Annotated in this window: 23 protein-coding genes and 1 pseudogene; 22 read left to right on the top strand and 2 right to left on the bottom strand. The window is 51.3% G+C overall.

Features of this window, described 5'->3' with window-relative positions:
• Window positions 1–7: 7 nt before the first annotated feature.
• Complete coding sequence (locus tag KWG61_RS12965) at window positions 8–379, bottom strand: hypothetical protein (RefSeq protein ID WP_242744175.1); 372 nt, start codon at window positions 377–379, stop codon at window positions 8–10.
• Here KWG61_RS12965 and KWG61_RS12960 point away from each other — a divergent pair.
• From KWG61_RS12960 to KWG61_RS12920, 9 genes are all read left to right on the top strand, one after another.
• Window positions 374–1150 carry a hypothetical protein gene (locus tag KWG61_RS12960; RefSeq protein WP_242744173.1) on the top strand — a complete coding sequence of 259 codons (777 nt, stop codon included), beginning with the start codon at window positions 374–376 and terminating at the stop codon, window positions 1148–1150. The two genes, KWG61_RS12965 and KWG61_RS12960, sit on opposite strands and share 6 nt — an antisense overlap.
• Before the next feature lie 293 nt (window positions 1151–1443).
• Window positions 1444–3393 (top strand): hypothetical protein, encoded by a 1950-nt coding sequence (locus KWG61_RS12955; RefSeq protein WP_242744171.1) that lies wholly within the window; start codon window positions 1444–1446, stop codon window positions 3391–3393.
• Between the two features lie 74 nt (window positions 3394–3467).
• The gene (locus tag KWG61_RS12950) at window positions 3468–4031 is read left to right on the top strand and encodes a hypothetical protein (protein ID WP_242744169.1); all 564 of its coding nucleotides are present in this window, start codon (window positions 3468–3470) and stop codon (window positions 4029–4031) included.
• 103 nt (window positions 4032–4134) lie between these two features.
• Window positions 4135–4329 (top strand): DUF4062 domain-containing protein, encoded by a 195-nt coding sequence (locus KWG61_RS12945; protein ID WP_242744166.1) that lies wholly within the window; start codon window positions 4135–4137, stop codon window positions 4327–4329.
• Window positions 4326–4835: a type VI secretion system baseplate subunit TssK gene (locus tag KWG61_RS12940; RefSeq protein WP_242744165.1), complete on the top strand. Its 510-nt coding sequence runs from the start codon at window positions 4326–4328 to the stop codon at window positions 4833–4835. Before KWG61_RS12945 ends, KWG61_RS12940 begins: the two co-directional genes overlap by 4 nt.
• 406 nt (window positions 4836–5241) lie before the next feature.
• Window positions 5242–5385, top strand: a complete 144-nt coding sequence (locus tag KWG61_RS12935; RefSeq protein WP_242744162.1) for a hypothetical protein — start codon at window positions 5242–5244, stop codon at window positions 5383–5385.
• A 5-nt stretch (window positions 5386–5390) separates the two neighbouring features.
• Window positions 5391–5864 (top strand): inositol monophosphatase family protein, encoded by a 474-nt coding sequence (locus KWG61_RS12930; protein WP_242744161.1) that lies wholly within the window; start codon window positions 5391–5393, stop codon window positions 5862–5864.
• Window positions 5747–6010 carry an inositol monophosphatase gene (locus KWG61_RS17790; RefSeq protein WP_367614389.1) on the top strand — a complete coding sequence of 88 codons (264 nt, stop codon included), beginning with the start codon at window positions 5747–5749 and terminating at the stop codon, window positions 6008–6010. Before KWG61_RS12930 ends, KWG61_RS17790 begins: the two co-directional genes overlap by 118 nt.
• A 410-nt stretch (window positions 6011–6420) precedes the next feature.
• Window positions 6421–7476, top strand: coding sequence for a transglutaminase domain-containing protein (locus tag KWG61_RS12920; protein WP_242744160.1), 1056 nt, complete (start codon window positions 6421–6423; stop codon window positions 7474–7476).
• 173 nt (window positions 7477–7649) lie between these two features.
• On the opposite strand, the gene KWG61_RS12915 is transcribed toward KWG61_RS12920, so the two are convergent.
• On the bottom strand, window positions 7650–7823 hold the full coding sequence (locus KWG61_RS12915) for a hypothetical protein (protein ID WP_242744158.1): 174 nt from the start codon (window positions 7821–7823) through the stop codon (window positions 7650–7652).
• A gap of 95 nt (window positions 7824–7918) precedes the next feature.
• On the opposite strand from KWG61_RS12915, the gene KWG61_RS12910 reads away from it, so the two are divergent.
• The 13 genes and pseudogenes from KWG61_RS12910 to KWG61_RS17785 form a co-directional block, all read left to right on the top strand.
• Window positions 7919–8176, top strand: a complete 258-nt coding sequence (locus KWG61_RS12910) for a hypothetical protein (protein WP_242744156.1) — start codon at window positions 7919–7921, stop codon at window positions 8174–8176.
• A 228-nt stretch (window positions 8177–8404) separates the two neighbouring features.
• Window positions 8405–8644, top strand: coding sequence for a hypothetical protein (locus tag KWG61_RS12905; RefSeq protein ID WP_242744154.1), 240 nt, complete (start codon window positions 8405–8407; stop codon window positions 8642–8644).
• Between the two features lie 26 nt (window positions 8645–8670).
• Window positions 8671–9219, top strand: coding sequence for a hypothetical protein (locus tag KWG61_RS12900; protein ID WP_242744153.1), 549 nt, complete (start codon window positions 8671–8673; stop codon window positions 9217–9219).
• Window positions 9162–9953 (top strand): hypothetical protein, encoded by a 792-nt coding sequence (locus KWG61_RS12895; RefSeq protein WP_242744151.1) that lies wholly within the window; start codon window positions 9162–9164, stop codon window positions 9951–9953. Before KWG61_RS12900 ends, KWG61_RS12895 begins: the two co-directional genes overlap by 58 nt.
• A 206-nt stretch (window positions 9954–10159) precedes the next feature.
• Complete coding sequence (locus KWG61_RS12890) at window positions 10160–10501, top strand: NUDIX domain-containing protein (RefSeq protein ID WP_242744149.1); 342 nt, start codon at window positions 10160–10162, stop codon at window positions 10499–10501.
• A gap of 245 nt (window positions 10502–10746) precedes the next feature.
• Window positions 10747–11115 (top strand): hypothetical protein, encoded by a 369-nt coding sequence (locus tag KWG61_RS12885; RefSeq protein WP_242744146.1) that lies wholly within the window; start codon window positions 10747–10749, stop codon window positions 11113–11115.
• Window positions 11116–11472: 357 nt separating this feature from the next.
• Entirely contained in the window at window positions 11473–12087 is a 615-nt protein-coding gene (locus KWG61_RS12880) for a hypothetical protein (RefSeq protein WP_242744144.1), read from the top strand.
• Between the two features lie 682 nt (window positions 12088–12769).
• Entirely contained in the window at window positions 12770–13045 is a 276-nt protein-coding gene (locus KWG61_RS12875; RefSeq protein WP_242744142.1) for an FHA domain-containing protein, read from the top strand.
• Entirely contained in the window at window positions 13038–13370 is a 333-nt protein-coding gene (locus KWG61_RS12870) for a hypothetical protein (protein ID WP_242744139.1), read from the top strand. The genes KWG61_RS12875 and KWG61_RS12870 overlap by 8 nt, the downstream gene beginning before the upstream one ends.
• Window positions 13371–13378: 8 nt before the next feature.
• Entirely contained in the window at window positions 13379–13714 is a 336-nt protein-coding gene (locus KWG61_RS12865) for a hypothetical protein (RefSeq protein WP_242744138.1), read from the top strand.
• 38 nt (window positions 13715–13752) lie between these two features.
• Complete coding sequence (locus KWG61_RS12860) at window positions 13753–14592, top strand: hypothetical protein (protein WP_242744135.1); 840 nt, start codon at window positions 13753–13755, stop codon at window positions 14590–14592.
• A gap of 45 nt (window positions 14593–14637) precedes the next feature.
• A complete protein-coding gene (locus KWG61_RS12855; RefSeq protein WP_242744133.1) occupies window positions 14638–16452 on the top strand; it encodes a hypothetical protein in 1815 nt (604 codons plus the stop codon).
• Between the two features lie 239 nt (window positions 16453–16691).
• Window positions 16692–16934: pseudogene (locus tag KWG61_RS17785) on the top strand (FHA domain-containing protein); the annotation flags it as partial.
• Window positions 16935–17072: the final 138 nt, after the last annotated feature.

Below are 17072 nucleotides of genomic sequence, written 5' to 3'. Positions count from 1 at the left end.
CCGGCGCCTACACCGGAACCAGAACCCGAACCGGCCAAGGCTCCGGATCCGAAAGAAGGAAAAGGCCGCCGGAAGAAAAACGCAGAGGCTGGTTTGGACGCGGCCGCAAGGACGAGGATTCTGAGGAAAACGCCCCGAAGAAAACGGCTCGCAGGAAACGGGCGGCGGTTCGAAACCCGAACCTGGCAGACAGCCCATATCCGAACCGGTAAAAGGACCTTCCAATCCAGCAGCGATCTTCGCGGAAGATGAAGAGCTGGAAGAAGAGGATGAAATCCAGTCCCCGTTTGTTATTCTTCCGTATCTTCAGTACGGCGCCCAGGAAGTACCAGACTGGCTTGCGCTCGACGCGACGCTCGAATACCTGCGAGGCATGCATTTCGAAGAAAGCAGTCTTCACGATGCCCGTACCGCCAAAGCGCATTTTGATTCCGGATCGACGTATGATCCGCGCATGCCGGGTATCCATTACTGTGATTTCTGCGGTCAGCAGCTTACTCCAGGTCATTACGATACGCTCAAAGACGGCCGCGAGCGATGCCCGGAATGCTCGGCCACTGCTGTACGCAATAAGATTCAGTTCAAGCGTGTAGTCAATGAAACGCATGCGGAACTGGAGAAAATCTTTAACATTACCTTCCGAACAAAACTGGAATTCCATATGGTGAACGCCCGCAAGGTGAACAAGCACCTGACCGACTTCAAGCCGACGCCGGAAATGGATCCCCGCTGTGTAGGCTACGCTTCGCCGCGAAAGGGAAAGACAGTGATCTATGTGGAAAATGGTTCTCCGCTCTGGAATGTGAAATCGACGATTGTGCATGAAATGACCCATGCCTGGCAGTTTGAGCACTGGAACTCCGAGAACGTAGGACCAGGGTATGACAACCAGGAGACGAACCTGCTTCTGCATGAAGGCATGGCTGTCTGGACAGAAGTCCAGTACTATGTCGCGATGGGCGAGATCGAACGCGCCATACGGTATATGCGCAACCGTGAACTGGAAGACAATGAGTATGGAATCGGTATGCGCCTGTACCTCGCCAACTATCCGATTCAGCAGGATTCGATGCTCGGTACAAGCAAGACACCGTTCAATACGCTCCCGCCCATTCCGTATGCAAGCGAAGAAGAAGCGGTCGAACAGTAACCGGGATCGAATGGATTCAGCCCGTCTGCTTTCAATTCCAGAAAAAATCCCAACGCTTCAAACGGGTGCGCCGTTCAATAGAACCGTACCTGCATGAACGTTCAGGAGGGAACAGTCTGTACATTTTGCCTTTTGAAAAGCGTCCTTCATTCAGAAAATGAGGGACGCTTTTTACGGAAGAGGATTAAAATGCAACGAAAATAATAAACCGCATCCGCATTTTGAATATTCTCCGTAAACTGAAAGAATACTGGAACTCGATTTATTCCAAAAACAGGAAGAGGAGAAAGAATATGCAAAGTCTGCTTGTGCTGGCTGGTTCGATACTGATCATTTTTATTCTTATGCTGGTTTTCGCCTTTGGTACGCAGTTTCGATTTCATCGAATTTTCGTGTTCACAGGCGGGATTCTCATCACGGTTTTCCTTTTAAACCTGTTTGTACTGAGCAGCCCTAGTCCGGCAATCGCGCAGGATGCAAATGGACTGGAAAACGTATCCATGTCCATAATCAATACGCTGCAGACTGTCTCTCTTGATGCGGATTACGGTCAGTTTCTTGCGATGGAAGAGCAGGCGATTGACTGGTGGATTCAGTCCGGTCCCTATCCAGCCTGGGCATGGATCAAGCCCATCCTGCTGGATCTGACCGCCGTATTGAATGTGGCGGCTCCCATTTGCGGGCTGAGTTCGGTCGTGACCGCTCTGGATATTCTTTTCCCGGTGCTGAAAATTATGGGGCACCCCTTCCGACCGAAAATTGTGTTTACGTCGCTGAGCGAGGCAACCATTTTAATGGCGGAGGATATCCACAGACGCCTTGCCCGCGGGGATGAAAAGACACTGCGTGCGCTGTACGGTCTGGATTTGAATGACCCGCTTCCTTCGAGCTGCAAGCGGCCGCTGCTGATTTTTACAGACACGTACATGACCAGTGATTCGGAAGCCAATATGGAACTCGTGGAACGCGCGAAAAGCATTCAGGCGATCTGTGTGAAATCCGATCCGCGCCTTCTTCATCTGCAGAAGTCTTCCCGGGTGGTGTATTACTTGATGGGCGACACCATGGAAAACTACGAAATTCTGTCCAACTTCACAAAATACAGCGGCTCCCAGAAAGCCGGAATATGGAGCGTTCTTCAGCACGATTATCTCAATCGCTCCCTTGGCCGGCAGCCGCTGCTCAAAGCTCCGTTTCCCACAGAGAGCACGCTGGTCAATATTTACATTGACGATCCGGTATGGATGGAGCGCATTGATCATCTTCTGAACCTCTCCGCCCAGAACGGGGATCGGGTTCTCGAGGTGAACGGAATAAAAGACTATATGACAATGGGATTCAATCTTCTGCGCGATCTCCCGCTCTTTCTTCCTCTGATTGAGAAGCCTGAATCCGAGAGCGGAGAATTGAAACTGCTGGTCTGTGGATCTTCATCCGCGGCGAAATCCATTGTTCTGCACTCCATCGTTTTAGGACAGATGAAAAATCACCGTCTGTCCGTTACGGTCATGAATCCTTCGCAGTCGAGCATGGAAAAGGAACTTCATCTGAATTATCCGGAACTCATGCTCTCCTGTCTGGAAAACGAAGATCTGCTCTGCCCGGATCCCGTCTTATCCGCACAGCGAAATCGAAGAAATTCCCCTTATGCCAGACTGAATTTTCTGAGTCTGGATGAGAGCGAAGACATGAGACGACTGATGGAGGAGGCACTTCGAGCGGATTATATCGTTCTCGCTCAGGACGCTCAGACGGAAAATATGGAAATGGCGCAAAGAATGAAACTTTTCCTGACCCAGAGAAACTATGATTCCAGACGAATCGGCAGGCAGCTCGTCGTACCGATCCTTCAGAACTCGGCGCTGCTTCCTTCTATGCAGACACCGCTGCCGCTGACTTTGCAAACCCCGGAAAATGGAATCGAAGAAGAAGCTCTGGGTTCCACCGAACGATACGTGCCCATTGTCATTCCTTATGGATTTGATCAGGCGCGCTTCAGCCTCGAAGCGGCGCTGCAGATGAGCATTCTCGAAACGTCCGTGGAATCCAATTTCCGCTACGACGTGATTCATGGCTATGCCGAGGAGAAACCGGCCGAAACTCGACACCGCAAGCGGACCACTTCTTCCGCCTCCAAAAAGCGAAGAAAAGGGAGCCCCGAATTTTTGAAAAAGATTACGGCAACTGGTCGAACTGGTCGAGAGCATCCCATGCGGAATACAAGCTCTTTGATCTGGGGCTGATTCAGTCGGCGGTGATCGAGCCAGGCACTTTGAACGATTCCTGTTCTTTAGCCTCATCCAGTCCAGCCCGGAATATGAACGCCTTCAGCCGGATCGAGAGCGTCCAGGACGTGGATCCAGGCTATTTTGAAATTCCATCGGTGATTTCGGATCTGACGTGGATGGAAAAGCGGCGATGGAATGCCGCCACCCGCGTATCAGGCTATTCGTACATGCCCGTGATCGAACGAAACGAGATCGACCAGTTTAAAAATCAGTCCAAAGACGGCCATCTCATGCGGCACGTCTGCTTAGTGGAAACGACTCCAGAACTGTCCCTGCCTTTCTTTCTGCGCGAGGAGTATGGAATGAGTCTGGAAGCGGACCGTCTCGATGAGGTGAGTGAAGCAACCCTGCAAGCCAATCCGCTACAGGATGAACAGGGAAATCGTCCGACGTTAAGCCAGTATCCGGAAAAGGACTATAAGGTAAATGACCTGCCCTGTTTCGACGTTACGCTCTGTCAGAAAATTGGCCGGTTCTTCCTCAAGGATCCGGTCCCATCCAGCCCAGGCCGCCAGCTTGCCTTTGAAAAACTGAAAGAAAGGACGCGTCAGGCTGTGATGGAAGGCAATTCCAGATACACAACACGAAAGTAGAAAAATCATCGATGCGGCTTTATTGAAGAAAAACGGGAACAGGAGCTGCGTTTCCAGAAAGGGACAGCTTCTCTTTACCCGTTACAGAAAAGGAGGGATGAGCATGAATAACCGCGAGTCGATCTATACAGCCTTTCTGTCTTCCACCAGCGATCTTGAAGATATTCGCAAAAGCATTCTCGATGAACTGATTGACTACAGCGTATTCCCGTTTGCGATGGAACATTTTGCGGTGGATGCGGATGAGGGCTTTGCGGATATCCGGAGAATGATTGAGAGTTCCGACTTTTTCTCATGATTCTTTCGCTGCGGTATGGATCCCGCGACGATACAGGAAAAAGCTGGACCCAGAAAGAATACGAATACTGCCAGACCGTTAAAACGTCCACAAACAAGGGCATTAAAGTCTGGGTAGGCCTGACACCGGAGCTGGTGCGGGCCAGAGATCTGTATTTGCAAAACGCGGACATGCCGGTTGAAGAACTTCAGGCTCTCGATCCTCACCAGTCCGTGAACGATATCCGCGATCAGCTGAAGTTCGTCTGTTCCATTCATTCGCCTGTGCCGGCAACCGATCCGTACAAGCTGATCCGAAGCTGCCGCAACTTTGTCAATCGCAATACCAGTCAGGTGAGCGGCTGGATCCGGGGAATGCCTGTGGACAGTTATTATGAGCTTGAATTTGGACGCCCTTACTATCAGGTCCATATGAGCGAAGTGGCGAAGGGATATCTCCGACTGGGAACGGTTACTTTTTACGAGGGAGCAGCCGGGAGAGATCATTGCCAATGCGGAAAATCATAAGGTAAGCTATAACCCAGCGGATGGAACGATTGAACTCAGCCAGTGGGATATTACCCGGTGGCAGGGAACGTATCTTTGTCAGGACCGGGAACTGGTCGGAATCTTTTCGGCTTCAAAATCCACCAAAGGCGTTTTCGGGGACATGGAGATCGAACCAGGGAAAAAGATGGAATTCATCGATTTACCATTCTGGATAAAGAATCTGGAAACCGCCCGATTTTCATCCGCGGGACATTTCAGGACGCGGCGGACTATCATCATCCAAAAGCAACTATAAAACCGGCCGTATTTTCGTTTTTGAAACGGAAACGGAACGGATCGAGTTTTTAAAGAAATACCACCACGATGTGCTTATGCTGAATCGGGCGGACGATGGAACTGCCGAATTCTGAGGGAGGATCAAGAGATGGACTATTCAAAAATTATCGACGCAGTTAAGGAAGCTGGAAAATTTGCGCACCAGGATCATCTGCAGATCGCAATGAAAGGGGAAGCGGATTTTGTCACGCAGGTTGATCTTTCGATCAGCGAGTTTCTGAAGAAAAACTGAAAGAAATGGCACCGGAAGCCGGCTTCTTTTCGGAAGAAGAAGAAGGAAGTCTTTCAGATCCCTGCTGGATTCTTGATCCGATTGATGGAACGACCAACCTCGTTTACGGGTTCAATATGAGTTCGGTCTCCTTAGGTCTGTATCAGAACGGCGAGATTGTGTTCGGCGTCGTCTACAACCCGTTTACCGACGAATGCTTTACGGCAGAAAAGGGAAAAGGAGCCTGGCTCAACGGATCCAAGCGCCTGCATGTGAGCAATCGGGAACTTAAGGATGCGCTGGTCGAATTTGGAGCCGGCTCTACGCATAAAGATCAGGCAGACGCCAACTTTGATCTGGCCAAAAAGTCTTTAAGGAATGCATCGATGTCCGCCGGATCTGCTCTTCCGCACTCGATCTCTGCTATATCGCGGACGGCCGCATCGACGGCTATTTCGAAAAGGTTCTTAAGCCCTGGGATATTGCGGCAGGCTCTCTGATTTTAAGCGAAGCCGGCGGTGCAGCCAGCAACTACGACGGACGCCCGCTTCAGTTTGCCAGACCGACTTCGGTTATTGCCGGAAACGGAAAGACCAACGCCCGCCTTTGTGAAATTATCCAGGAACACAGCCGCACAAAGGACTGAAAACAAAGGCTTTCGCCCTTTGAATTCCATTTGCCCTTAGACAGGCAGGAATAGACAATCCTTGAAAAAATAATCAGAAAAGACGATTTTTACCGAACCGGATTCGGAAAATCGTCTTTTCGTTTATTGAAACCGTCCGTCCATCACAGCCGCACGGATCGGAAAAGGGCGGCTTCGATTTTCTGTATTTTTACCCCTATCTCTATAGAAACGATCATTCTGAATAGAATGCTCTCAAAAGATACAGTGTCGAAAAAGCATTTCGTTAAAATAAAATCAAACGCTTCCTCAAATGGGCAGTGAGCCTCTGCATGGAGGCTTTCGAAGAAGCAGAACTGAGCAGAGAGAGAAGAGGAGGACAGGAAAATGAGAAGAACCGGAATGTACGATTACCACGGAAAAAAGGGGCTTTGAAAAGCCTGGCCGTAACTGGAATTGCCTGTTTATTATCCATTACCGTTCTGGCCACGCCGTATCTTTTTCGTTATTACGACAGCACATTTACCAGTCCGCTCGCATCCAGTGGAACTCCCGCGCTTCCCGCAAACGGCGGAAGCGGCGGCACATCCGGCTTAACGGCGCCTTCCAATGGCGGAAATGGAAACGGCGGGTCATCCGCAAGTGCCCCGACCAGCCCTTCTTCCCAGAATCCTGGCTATGATCTTTTAGGAACGGTCATTCAGGACAACCCGACTAATGCCAGACCGCTCATGAAAAGCAATGAATATTACTACTACAGTCTGATGTGCGCTGCAGATCAGGAGATTTATAACGATATGCTTTCGGGTCTGTACGCATTCGATCCCGATATTTCTGTGGTTACGGATGACAGCGATCACGTCTTTAATATTTATATGTGTCTTCTCAGCGAGCATCCGGAAATTTACTGGGTGGATACCGGCGGCAGCTATACCGTCATGGGGAATCAGACCACCTTCACGTACCGCTACAACCGGGCTTTGGATGCCGTGACGGCGATGAACAGGGAACTCGAACAAAAGCTGCAGACCGTTCGGAGTGAAATTGGCAGTCCGGCCAATGAATATGACCGTCTGAAAGCGGCCTACAGTTATGTCGTGGAACACGTGGAATATGTTGCCGGCGCACCGGATAACCAGAATCTGATCAGTTCCATGATGAACGGGGAATCGGTATGTGCGGGCTATACACAGATGATGACGTACCTGCTTCAGGACCAGGGCATTCAGGCATTTATGGTTACCGGCAATGTCTTTCCCAACGGCCCCCACGGATGGAACGTCATCCGAATCAACGGCAATTACTACCAGTGCGATTCGACGTATGGGGATCCCGTTTATATGAGCCAGAACGGCCAGACGGTATCGGGCGCAGCGGATTATGACTACATGATTACTTCGGATGAGTTCATGCTTAAACGCCGCTCGTATGATCCGACCGAGTATCACGCGCCTGCCTGCACCGATACGCAATACGATCCCAGCTAAAGACGAAAGCGCAAATTCGCAGGCAAATTCGTAATAACATGGATTTCGAAAAAGACTGAAAGTTTCCGTGCTTCAGCATGCAAAGGAAAGGAATCTGCATTCATGTATATCCAGAAAATCTGTGATACCCCGCTTTTCGCTTATCCCCTCGATGAGCATCATCCAAAAATCCGTCAGCTGCTTGAGGAGAAAAACTGATCCAGCTGCCGGATGGAAGCTTTGAAGTCTTTTCGCAGGAAACTAAAGGACAGGCGCATGGCCAGCATGCCAGCGCCGGCGATTACATTAAGATCGATGGCGCAGGCTATCCGTATCCGAACACGCGGGATTTCTTCCTCGCACATCACATTCCCGCAGCCAGGGAAGATACGTTTTTCAGAAGCCGGAGACCCGTCAGGCCTGGCAGGTCGGCGAGCCGTCAAACGATCTGATCGAGTATCTGGTGAAGCATGGAAAACTGGAAATTCATCCGGAAGATGAAGACCATTACTTTCAGGCGCAGCTCTGGGGAACCCTGGAAACGGCAGCCAAAGACGCTCTTGTTGTGATCTATGAAGCTGAGCGCAGCGAAAAGCAGGAGATTTTGTCCGTTACGTTCAATCTGCTGACCAGAGAAGAGTTTGAAAAAACGTACAGGGAAGTAAAAACGACTGAATTGCTTTCCAGGCTATACGTTTTTAACAAAATTCGGATTGCCTGAATCGTCCGCTGCATCGGTTTTCTCGTCCCTCTGGAGTCATTTTTCATAGGGGAGGAAGGAAAGCCGTCAGGCTGTGCGGCAGTTCAAAGGCAGTCTGCAGGCAACCAGTGAATTCGTTCGAATTTCAGGGTGCCGGATCCGAATGACAATTTTGAAAATCGCCAATTGGGTCTGGCCCCTTTTTCTGTGGATTCAGCCGTCCAGAATACCGGAAAGGGAACAGGAAAAATGATTGTGCGTACAGGCGGCAAGAAAGATCGGAAAGAGGCGTTCCGTATTTTCCTGCTCTCCTATCCAGTGTTTGCCTGTCGCGGCAATCGACTTGGCTTTTCTGGTGCGGTGTGTCGGAATAAAATGAATACCACAATTTCACATCATCCATTAGGGAATTTTAGACACACGATCGGTTTTCGTCTTTTATACTTGTGTAAGGTATTATTTGAGATTCTCATGGACTCGCTCTTTTGAGAATCGAGTGTTAGAGAGGTTTTTTCATGTGGAAATATAACTGCAAGCGGCAGCTGCTGATATTGTTCGGCGCTTTTCTGATCGGCTTTCTTACCACATATTTCTTCAGCTCCAGCGAACTGTTCTGGAGCATGGCGAAGGATATGCTTCCGGCTGACGTGCTGAAAACGGTCATGGAACAGCCGCTCCTGATCTCCCTTGCCGGCGGAATCGGTCTGATGGGCATGGCGAATGTGATTACGGTCGCCAATGTCGTTTCTGCCTATTACAGCGGTTCCATCTTCATCGTTCTGATGTTTCTGATGTTCATGCCCGACTGGGTTGTCCTGATCGGCATTCTCAGTCTTCCCGTTACGATCATCGTATGGATTTACGGCTGGGCCACGCTCAACCGTTCGACAAGCAAAGCCCTTCGCCAGGCCGATATTACCGGCGATGATGAAATCGTCCGTATTTACACGATTCATCACCCTCTGGATGAAAGCTATAAGGCACTGGGGAAAACGTTCGCCGTACGATGCGTACGATTCGTTTCGCGTTTGTACTCGGTCTGGTTGCGATTGGATGCTCTCTAGTCTTCATCGACAACTTCTGGATTCTGATTCTTCTGCTGACCGTCTGCATGGTCGCCATGCAGTTTCTGTCCCGCGTACGGATGCAGGCATTCAACTCGATTGCCATGCTTCTGTATCAGGAGTGCAATCCGGAAGCCTGCATGTCTGCGCTGCTCTACTATTCAAAACGCGGCAGCCACTACAAGCTGGCTAACCGGGCGCTCATGGCAAGCTGTCTGATTTATCTCGATGAGCCGGAACTGGCGCAGGACGTTCTGATCGCCTATCGCCGTCCGAGCTTCTCCGATCAGCTTCAGTACTATCTGCTCATGGGCAGCATTTACTACCAGCTGAAAGACGAATCCGGCGTTCAGCGCTGCATCGACGCCGTGGAGAAAATGCGTTTTCCGCGCGGTCAGATGGGCATGATGATGAAGGATTCGCAGCTGAGCATGCTGGAAAATAAGCTGAATCTGATGCACGGCGATTTCAACGAAAGCAAGAAATACTTTCTCATGTCTCTGAAAGCGTCCACTAGCCGCCTTCAGAGTGCGGAATGCGCCTACTATATTGCGCTGATCTCTTTTGTTCAGCAGGATTACGTACTGGCGAAAATGTATTTTGAAAAGACGATCAGTCAGGGCGGCAGCCTTTACTACGTTGAAAACGCGCAGAACTATCTCGCAAAAATTCAGCAGAGTCATCTGCTCGATGAGCCTGACGAGTACAGTTCGTCTCAGGAAAACGAAGCCTGATCAGACTTTCCGGATACAAAAAACGGTCATGCAAGACCGGTAAAACGATAGGACGTACGTCCGAGTGAAATCTGGAGGAAATTCTATGTCAATGGATCTTGGCTTTTCCTGCAAGAACAAATGGTTTCGCTATCGCGCTGCAGCCATCCTCATTGAGGATGGCTGTGCTCTTTGCGGGCAATGCCAGAAGCCCGTACTGCTATTCCGTGGGCGGCGCCGTCCAGCATGGAGAAACCGCGCAGGAAGCGGTCTGCCGCGAAGTGCTCGAAGAAACCGGCGTGGCGTATGAAGTCGATCGCCTGGCGATCATTCATGAAAGCTTTTTCTGCGATACGCAGTTTGGCCAGGAGCAGGAATGCCACGAAATCTGCTTCTACTTTCGGATGAAACCCAGAGGCAGCCAGAATCTGAACAGCCACAGCTATTCGCAGGGCGTCCGTGAGTATATGTACTGGCTTCCGATCGACCAGCTCGATCAGTACCGGGCATATCCTTCCTTTTACAGGATTACCTCAGTCAGGATCATTCGGAAATTCTGCACATCGTAACGGACGATCGGCCTGTCCAAAAGAGAAAGCAGACATCTGAAGCCCTGGGCTGCTGTCGGATTGAACGCGCCTCAACGCAATCGCTGTGTTTAAAACGGCCAGAATTCAAATCGAAAAATCTCCAGCTGATCCGCATTTCTCATCAATAGAGAATGCGGATTTTTTGGTCCGTTTCGTTTTCGTAGACGAAAAACAGGGACCGGCCAAAGCGATGCAGCAACATCACGAGCCGGCGTCCCGCGAAAATGTTCGAATTTTCCAGACCAGATACACAGGGAAGCGCAAAGAAAGAAGAGTTCGCAATACAGACTGACGGACTGGCTGAAGGCCATCAAAGCCAGAGATCCCGCCGCTATCCCGATCATTCCCTGCGCGGCTTGTCGAAGCGCCCGGCTGCTCGTCCAGGAGAGCGCCGCATACAGCCAGAGCAGAAGAATCCCGCAAAAAGCAAGCGGACAGAGAAACAGGTGCAGGCTGCTGAGCAGACCCCAAAGCAGGTTTACGCTCACATCCTGCCAGGGAAGCCATGCGCCAATCCAGCCGATTCCCCAGAACAAAAGGGAAAGCCGGGCCAGACGTGTTTCTTCGCACTGACGAAACACGCGATCCGTTAAACAGGCGTTGAACAGGCAGGCAAAAGGAATAAACCCGCCCGCACTCATCCATTTATGGTCGATCCAGACCAGACCCGTCAGATTGTCCCGCCAGGGATTGCAGGATAAACAGAGACCAAGCGCCCACAGACACAGAAGGAGGCAAAGTCCCCAAAGCCAGAAAGAAGAAGGTAAGCCGCGTCCATCCGAGCGCGTTTTTTATGCGACATGCTCTCATTATCGCTGTTTCTTTCGCCCGTGTCTTCCGGCTCCATCCATCTTTTGACTCTCGCATGACGTCGAAATCAATTCGGTTTTCCTTTCGTAGGCGATCGCTCGTATAACACGACGAACGCCACGGGAAAGGAGAGAGAAAAGATGCTGATGGAATGTACAGAAATTGTTTATGGACCGAATCGCCTGCAGGTGCGCGTCAAAGAGCGCGAACTGTATGACGAGCGGGTTATGGAAAATGAGGAGGATGAAAGCTTTCTTTCCTTAATTCGCCTCGATCCTGTTTCCTGCAGCGCGTACTACAGCCTGGAAGAGCGGATTTCTCTGCACGATTTTCTCGTGCAGAGCCATTTGGAAACCCGACTGGCGTGTCAGTTTCTGCATGGATTGCTTGAACAGGTTTTAAAGGCGATGCAAAGCCAGCCGGTTCTGCTTTCCGCCCGAACGATTTTTCTGTCCCTTCGCGGTGACGCGTTTTACTTTGTCCGGGCCCCGGTTCATTTTCGAGCCTGGATGAAGCGGCAGGAGGAACTGCTTCATTTGTATCGGGAACTGCTGGACTATTTCGATCCGAAAGCGAGCGCCGTCTGCGGGCTGCTGTTTCTGGCGGCGAATGGCCGGCTGGAAACGGATGCTCTTCTCCAGGAGCTTGAAACGCTTTTTCTGTCCAGAAACCGTCTGTTCGGATTTTGTCTGAAAAAGACATACCGCCTTATGTCCGGTCCAAACCGCTTTATCCGCTTCGCGGCGATGGGATGAGCGGTTTGGAAGAAAAGGACGATCTGGTGTGGACCGAGTCGGAAGAAGAGGATACGAATACGGATCCTCTGAATGAAGAGAAGACGTCCTTTGCGGCGTGCTCTCCTCTGTTTCCCCGGGCTGAAAAGGCAAAGCCCGAAAGTTTTGACGGAAAGCTTTCCCCGCTTGATTTTTCCCGGGAAGAAAGCGAAGGATTGCCATTCGATCCTTTTTCCGACACGTCTTCAAAGAGAAAGCGCATCTTCTCAAGCTTGAACCAAATCCGCAAGGAACCGATGATTCCAATCCGAAGAAAACAGAAAAACGGAAGAAAGCAAGGAAAACGAGAAAAGACGATCCGATATCTCACAGCGTTCCAGAAAGCAACACGCCTTTTGGCGGTTCGGTTTCGCTTTACGGTCTTGAAGAACCTTCCGCCCTTTCGGTGCGCGAAGAACCGCTTCTTACGCCTTACGGCAGCCCGCATGAGAGCCCGCTTGCCCCTCGTCCGCTCTGGCCCGATTCGGGGCATTCAATCCTTCATCCCAGCCCGATCTGTCAAAACGAGAAGAACAGGTATCCGAATCTGCTGTGCAGGATCAGAAACCAGAACGCAGCATGACGCCAAAAGAAATTCTTCGACTTCCAAATCCAGAAAAGGAGCAGTGCCTGCGAATCCGACGGTTTTGCTGGAAGAACTGGCGTGCCCTGCGTTTCTGGATCTGGAAGGAAGCGGCTGGACCTGGAGGGAGCGGACATTGTTGTTGGCCGTCGGGCAGACTGTCCCCTCGTTCTGATCGATCCCACGATTTCACTGACCCATGCCCGGCTGACGCATACGCAGGGAAAGTGGTACATCCAGGATCTGAAATCGACCAATGGCACATGGCTGAACGGAAAGCGGGTCATTCGGAAAATGCGCCTTCATGACGGAATGGAAATTCGGCTGGGCAGCCGGACGGTGATTTTCCATGAGTGAATCCTGGATCTGGATCGAAACGCTCAAGCAGACGCCGCATGGCCAGACCGATCTGGTAATGCATCCGCTCTCCCAAAAGAAAGCCGTGCGCAAAAGCGTTCCGATCGATGCGCCCTCCGTTGTTCTGGACGCTTTGCGACGGGAAAAAGACGTTCTGGAAAAGCTCGATTCGATGTGGACTCCTTCTTTAGTGGAGTATGGATCCGATTTGTATGCCCACACGCTGGTGGAAACCTGGTTTGAGGGCTGTTCGTTAGAGGAATGGCTGCACGAACGCCCCTCGCGAAAGGCGAAAAAGAAATCTTCCTTCAAATTCTTGCGCTGATCGAACAGGTGCATCAGGCCGGATATCTGTATCTCGATTTGAAAGGCGACAACGTCCTGGTCCACAACGGACATGCCGTACTGATCGATTTCAATGCCTGTCTGCCGATCGGGAGCACGCGTCCGGTCTTCGTCAATAAAGACGCGCTGCCGCCTGAAGGCGCGGACGGTGCACGCATGGATGAGCGAGCGGATCAGATCGGGTTGGGCCGTCTGTATCTGCATATGTTTGGACCTTCGCTCATTGCGTGGACAGCACTGAGTACCGATCCGAGACGGCGATTCTCGTCGTTGAAGGCCATGAAAAGGCCGTTAAGAAATCGCGAAAGAAAAGCGCGCTGCTGATCCTGTCCCTTTTTCTGGTCGCGTGCTGTTCGGTATTGATGCTCGTGCTGCCGATTGGAATGTCTTCCCAGGCAGGCGAAAATGAGCGGCTGGCGTATGCGCTCGACTCGTCGAACGGACTTCCCGAAGCCTCGGTTTTGTGCGCCCAGTATGCCAGACTTCTGGAAGAAAACCCGCAGCGCAAACTGAGCCCGGCGGAGTGGAGTGTGGCGGCCAAAGCGGCTTTGCGCGAAGAACATCGCAGTCTGGCCGGCTTCTGTATGGATCATCTGCCAGACGATACGAACTATTCGATCCGCTTTTCAAAGGCGATGCTGGAGCTTTTAGTGTATGGCCTGATCCCGCAGAAGCAGCTGGACGATCTGCTCGAAGAACTCCCAGACCAGAGCGGATGGCAGGAACCGCTTGAGCTTATGGCGCAGATGGTCGCCCTTACGCCGGATGCGGTCGCTCCAGATCGGCTCGAACGCCTTCTGGCAGAGATCGAAACTCCTGAACAGATGAGCGGAGAGTGTGCGCGTTCGCTCGTGTACATGCTGATTGGAAAACGGCAGAACGGACAGACCCTTTCTTTAAACGAAACGATGCAGAACGCTCTGGCCAAACGCGCCCCGGATCTCTGGAAACTGTATTTGCACTGGCAAAGCGCAGATTCAGACGATGCTGCTTCCATAGAGGAAATTCAGAAAGAGGATCTCTTTTCGATTTTCCTCTGGTTACGAATTCCGCTCTGGAAACCGATCGCCAGGAAGATGAGAAAAACAATTCGTTTTTGTGGAAACTATCCGATGACTTTTCCAGCCTGGAATGATTTTCGAGAAAACAAAAGCCGTCTCAAATTTTCGCTCTCGACAATTCAGGCTCGTATGAATAGATGAACCGCAGCCGTCATCAACGGCATGTAAAAAGGCAGGTGAATGAATATGACTGTGGTTACAACGGTGATGCAGACTTGCAGCGCCAGTCTTAGTCCAGAAAATCCTGCGAATTCAGTATTCGCTGAGGCGCGGGTGGTCTGTTATCCGCAGGTCGACCGGCACCGGTCGATTTTCTGTCTCGATGGTTCGCGTCTGCACGATCTGGATCTTCTTCTCGATGAAGGATTTCATGTTCTTTCCTATGAATTGCAGGATTCAGACGGACACATTCTGGAAAGCAGCGAAATCGCCCTGTCCAAAGACAGTCCCTTCTTGCTCAGCCCGTATTTACGCCTTCAGCGCATGTCTTCCGCCAGCCAGCGACAACTGCAGGAAGAAACGGAGAGTATCGACTGGCCGCTTTCCATGCCTCAGGCGCCTTTTGCTACGCCGGGCGAACGGATTTTATCGGATACCGAACTTTGTCTGAGACTGAATGACGACACTGGGCAATGCGTTCTGGAAATCGAGGATGAAGAGGGAAGGCGAGAAGTGTACGCTCTGGGCGATTCGTTTCGCTTCTCGCTGAAGTATCCGCATAGCCGGCTTCGGCTGATCCATGTACCGACGGGTGCCGCACTGGAATGGAGCGTCTATAGTCCTTCCCTCGAAAACAAGGACGGGCAGCCGGATGCTGAGCCGGATACCGGATATTCAGAGTCGTTCCATTCTCCAGCGGAAATCGAACGGCTCAGTCCGCTGGATGTATCCTGGGCAGCTGGAGGATTTTCTGCCAGTGAATTGTCTCGTCCCGAATCCGATTTTTCCTATAGTGAAAATACTTCTCAGGACGGCTCTCTGGAGGATGACTTGCCAGAGGAAGGAGGAAACGACAGTTCGGATTTTGCGGTGTATGAACATCCCGATACGCCTCAGCCCAATCCGCAGACGAACGGCACAGATCTTTCGGATCCATCCGTTTTAAATGTCGAGAATGCCTTCACGTATCAGGACGCACCTCTCTCTGATTCCAGCTGGAATTCTTCGGCTAGTTTTTCGTTTATGCAGGATCGGCCATTCGCTGAGCTGACCGCTTCGGTTTTTACGGATTCAAATTCCGCTTCTTCCAGCGTATCGCTTCTCGACGATCCGCTGCTGTATTCGCCTTTTGCGCCGACCGGACGACAAAATCCCGGAGCCGTTCTCAGCGCGGATCCGGAAAAGAGCCTTCGCCCTTCCAGCCGCAAATACGGGGATTCTCTTCTTCAGACCGCTTTGAAAGGAAATGAAAAAGCGTATAAACCCGGTGAGCTGATTTTTACGTCCTCCGCTCAGGATCTGAAAGTCGACGTTCAAAACGGGACGCTTGAAGCATTTACTGTACAGTCGCTCGATACCCAGAAAACGTACGAATCGCTCGAACAGGCGTTTGATGCAGAATCGAATTCTGCGTTTCAGATTCAGGCGGTTTTTCTGGACGCCAGACAGCAGAAGGTGGATCAAAGCTGGACCGTCATCGATTCGGGGAAGATGTTTCAGGAGCAGATCCAGCTGCCGGGGCTGCGTTTAAAACGCTTTTGTTCCCTCGATGAAAACGGCCGGATGATTCGCAGGGATGCGCTTCATCGCAAGGAAGTTATGCTTTGCCGAGGGTTTGTCCAAACGGATGGAACAGACATTATGCCCTGCGAAGCGCTCCGCCTGTATGTGGATGATCCTTCGGCTTCCTATGCCCTTCAAATCGATGGAAAAGAGCAGCCCGCAAAACTGAAGGAAGATGAGCTGGGGCAGCCGTATCTCGAACTGTACAGCGCTCGAAAAATCAGAGGGTCGAAGTATTCAAAGACGGTCAGAAACTCGACACGCTTACCCTGCATGTGAAACCTGCATCGGCCATGGGAGGACTGATTCTGGCCTGCGGACTGCTTGGCGGCTTTGCTGCGGATGGAAAACGCAGACGATTGCGGAACGCTTCTCTTCGTTGAGCCAGAACGGGCCGTTCTCTTCGAAGCGGCCAAGACAGACGAGAAGACAGACTCTACTATGGAGGCCCCCTTTTAGCTGTTCACGAATTCCATCCCTGGTCTGGCGGTTACCTGTGTCGGGTGAATACGCGCTTTATGGCGCTCGATTTGGATCCGGAAGGTTTTGCGTTCACGGCCTCCGCAGATTTCCCCTACGCTTCGCCGCTCCATTTTCGAATCGAGCTCGCAGGCCGTACGGAGGATGATGGAGAGATCTCTTCAGAGCCGGTTGAGACGGCCTTTGGAGCGGATTCGCCCGGTCTCTGGAAACTGGAAGATTTTTCCTGCAACGGAACGTATGTGAATGGTCAGCGCGTTGAAAAATCCTGTCTCTTAAATCGAGGCGACTGGATTTTTGCGGCAGGTGCTCTGTTTATGTTCTGGAATCGACTGCTGCTGGCTCCTCCGGCTTTTTCCGATGGCCCCAGTCGAGAAATGGCCAACGTACACAAACGAGATGCACCCTCGGGGAAAAGG

Source organism: Allobaculum sp. Allo2, assembly GCF_022701175.1.
Taxonomy (GTDB): Bacteria; Bacillota_I; Bacilli_A; order Erysipelotrichales; family Erysipelotrichaceae; genus Allobaculum; species Allobaculum fili.
The sequence above is the reverse complement of the archived record's forward strand: the minus strand, read 5'-3'. Positions and strand labels throughout refer to the sequence as shown.

Excerpts from the sequence above, each read along its gene's own strand:
- KWG61_RS12870 (WP_242744139.1), top strand. The coding sequence starts at position 13,038 with ATGAGTGAATCCTGGATCTGGATCGAAACGCTCAAGCAGACGCCGCAT.
- KWG61_RS12965 (WP_242744175.1), bottom strand. The coding sequence starts at position 379 with ATGCATGCCTCGCAGGTATTCGAGCGTCGCGTCGAGCGCAAGCCAGTC.
- KWG61_RS12945 (WP_242744166.1), top strand. The coding sequence starts at position 4,135 with ATGAATAACCGCGAGTCGATCTATACAGCCTTTCTGTCTTCCACCAGC.
- KWG61_RS12860 (WP_242744135.1), top strand. The coding sequence starts at position 13,753 with ATGCTCGTGCTGCCGATTGGAATGTCTTCCCAGGCAGGCGAAAATGAG.
- KWG61_RS12895 (WP_242744151.1), top strand. The coding sequence starts at position 9,162 with ATGCGTACGATTCGTTTCGCGTTTGTACTCGGTCTGGTTGCGATTGGA.
- KWG61_RS12900 (WP_242744153.1), top strand. The coding sequence starts at position 8,671 with ATGTGGAAATATAACTGCAAGCGGCAGCTGCTGATATTGTTCGGCGCT.
- KWG61_RS12935 (WP_242744162.1), top strand. The coding sequence starts at position 5,242 with ATGGACTATTCAAAAATTATCGACGCAGTTAAGGAAGCTGGAAAATTT.
- KWG61_RS12940 (WP_242744165.1), top strand. The coding sequence starts at position 4,326 with ATGATTCTTTCGCTGCGGTATGGATCCCGCGACGATACAGGAAAAAGC.
- KWG61_RS12930 (WP_242744161.1), top strand. The coding sequence starts at position 5,391 with ATGGCACCGGAAGCCGGCTTCTTTTCGGAAGAAGAAGAAGGAAGTCTT.
- KWG61_RS12960 (WP_242744173.1), top strand. The coding sequence starts at position 374 with ATGCATTTCGAAGAAAGCAGTCTTCACGATGCCCGTACCGCCAAAGCG.
- KWG61_RS12955 (WP_242744171.1), top strand. The coding sequence starts at position 1,444 with ATGCAAAGTCTGCTTGTGCTGGCTGGTTCGATACTGATCATTTTTATT.
- KWG61_RS12950 (WP_242744169.1), top strand. The coding sequence starts at position 3,468 with ATGAACGCCTTCAGCCGGATCGAGAGCGTCCAGGACGTGGATCCAGGC.
- KWG61_RS12905 (WP_242744154.1), top strand. The coding sequence starts at position 8,405 with ATGATTGTGCGTACAGGCGGCAAGAAAGATCGGAAAGAGGCGTTCCGT.
- KWG61_RS12855 (WP_242744133.1), top strand. The coding sequence starts at position 14,638 with ATGACTGTGGTTACAACGGTGATGCAGACTTGCAGCGCCAGTCTTAGT.
- KWG61_RS12880 (WP_242744144.1), top strand. The coding sequence starts at position 11,473 with ATGCTGATGGAATGTACAGAAATTGTTTATGGACCGAATCGCCTGCAG.
- KWG61_RS12885 (WP_242744146.1), top strand. The coding sequence starts at position 10,747 with ATGTTCGAATTTTCCAGACCAGATACACAGGGAAGCGCAAAGAAAGAA.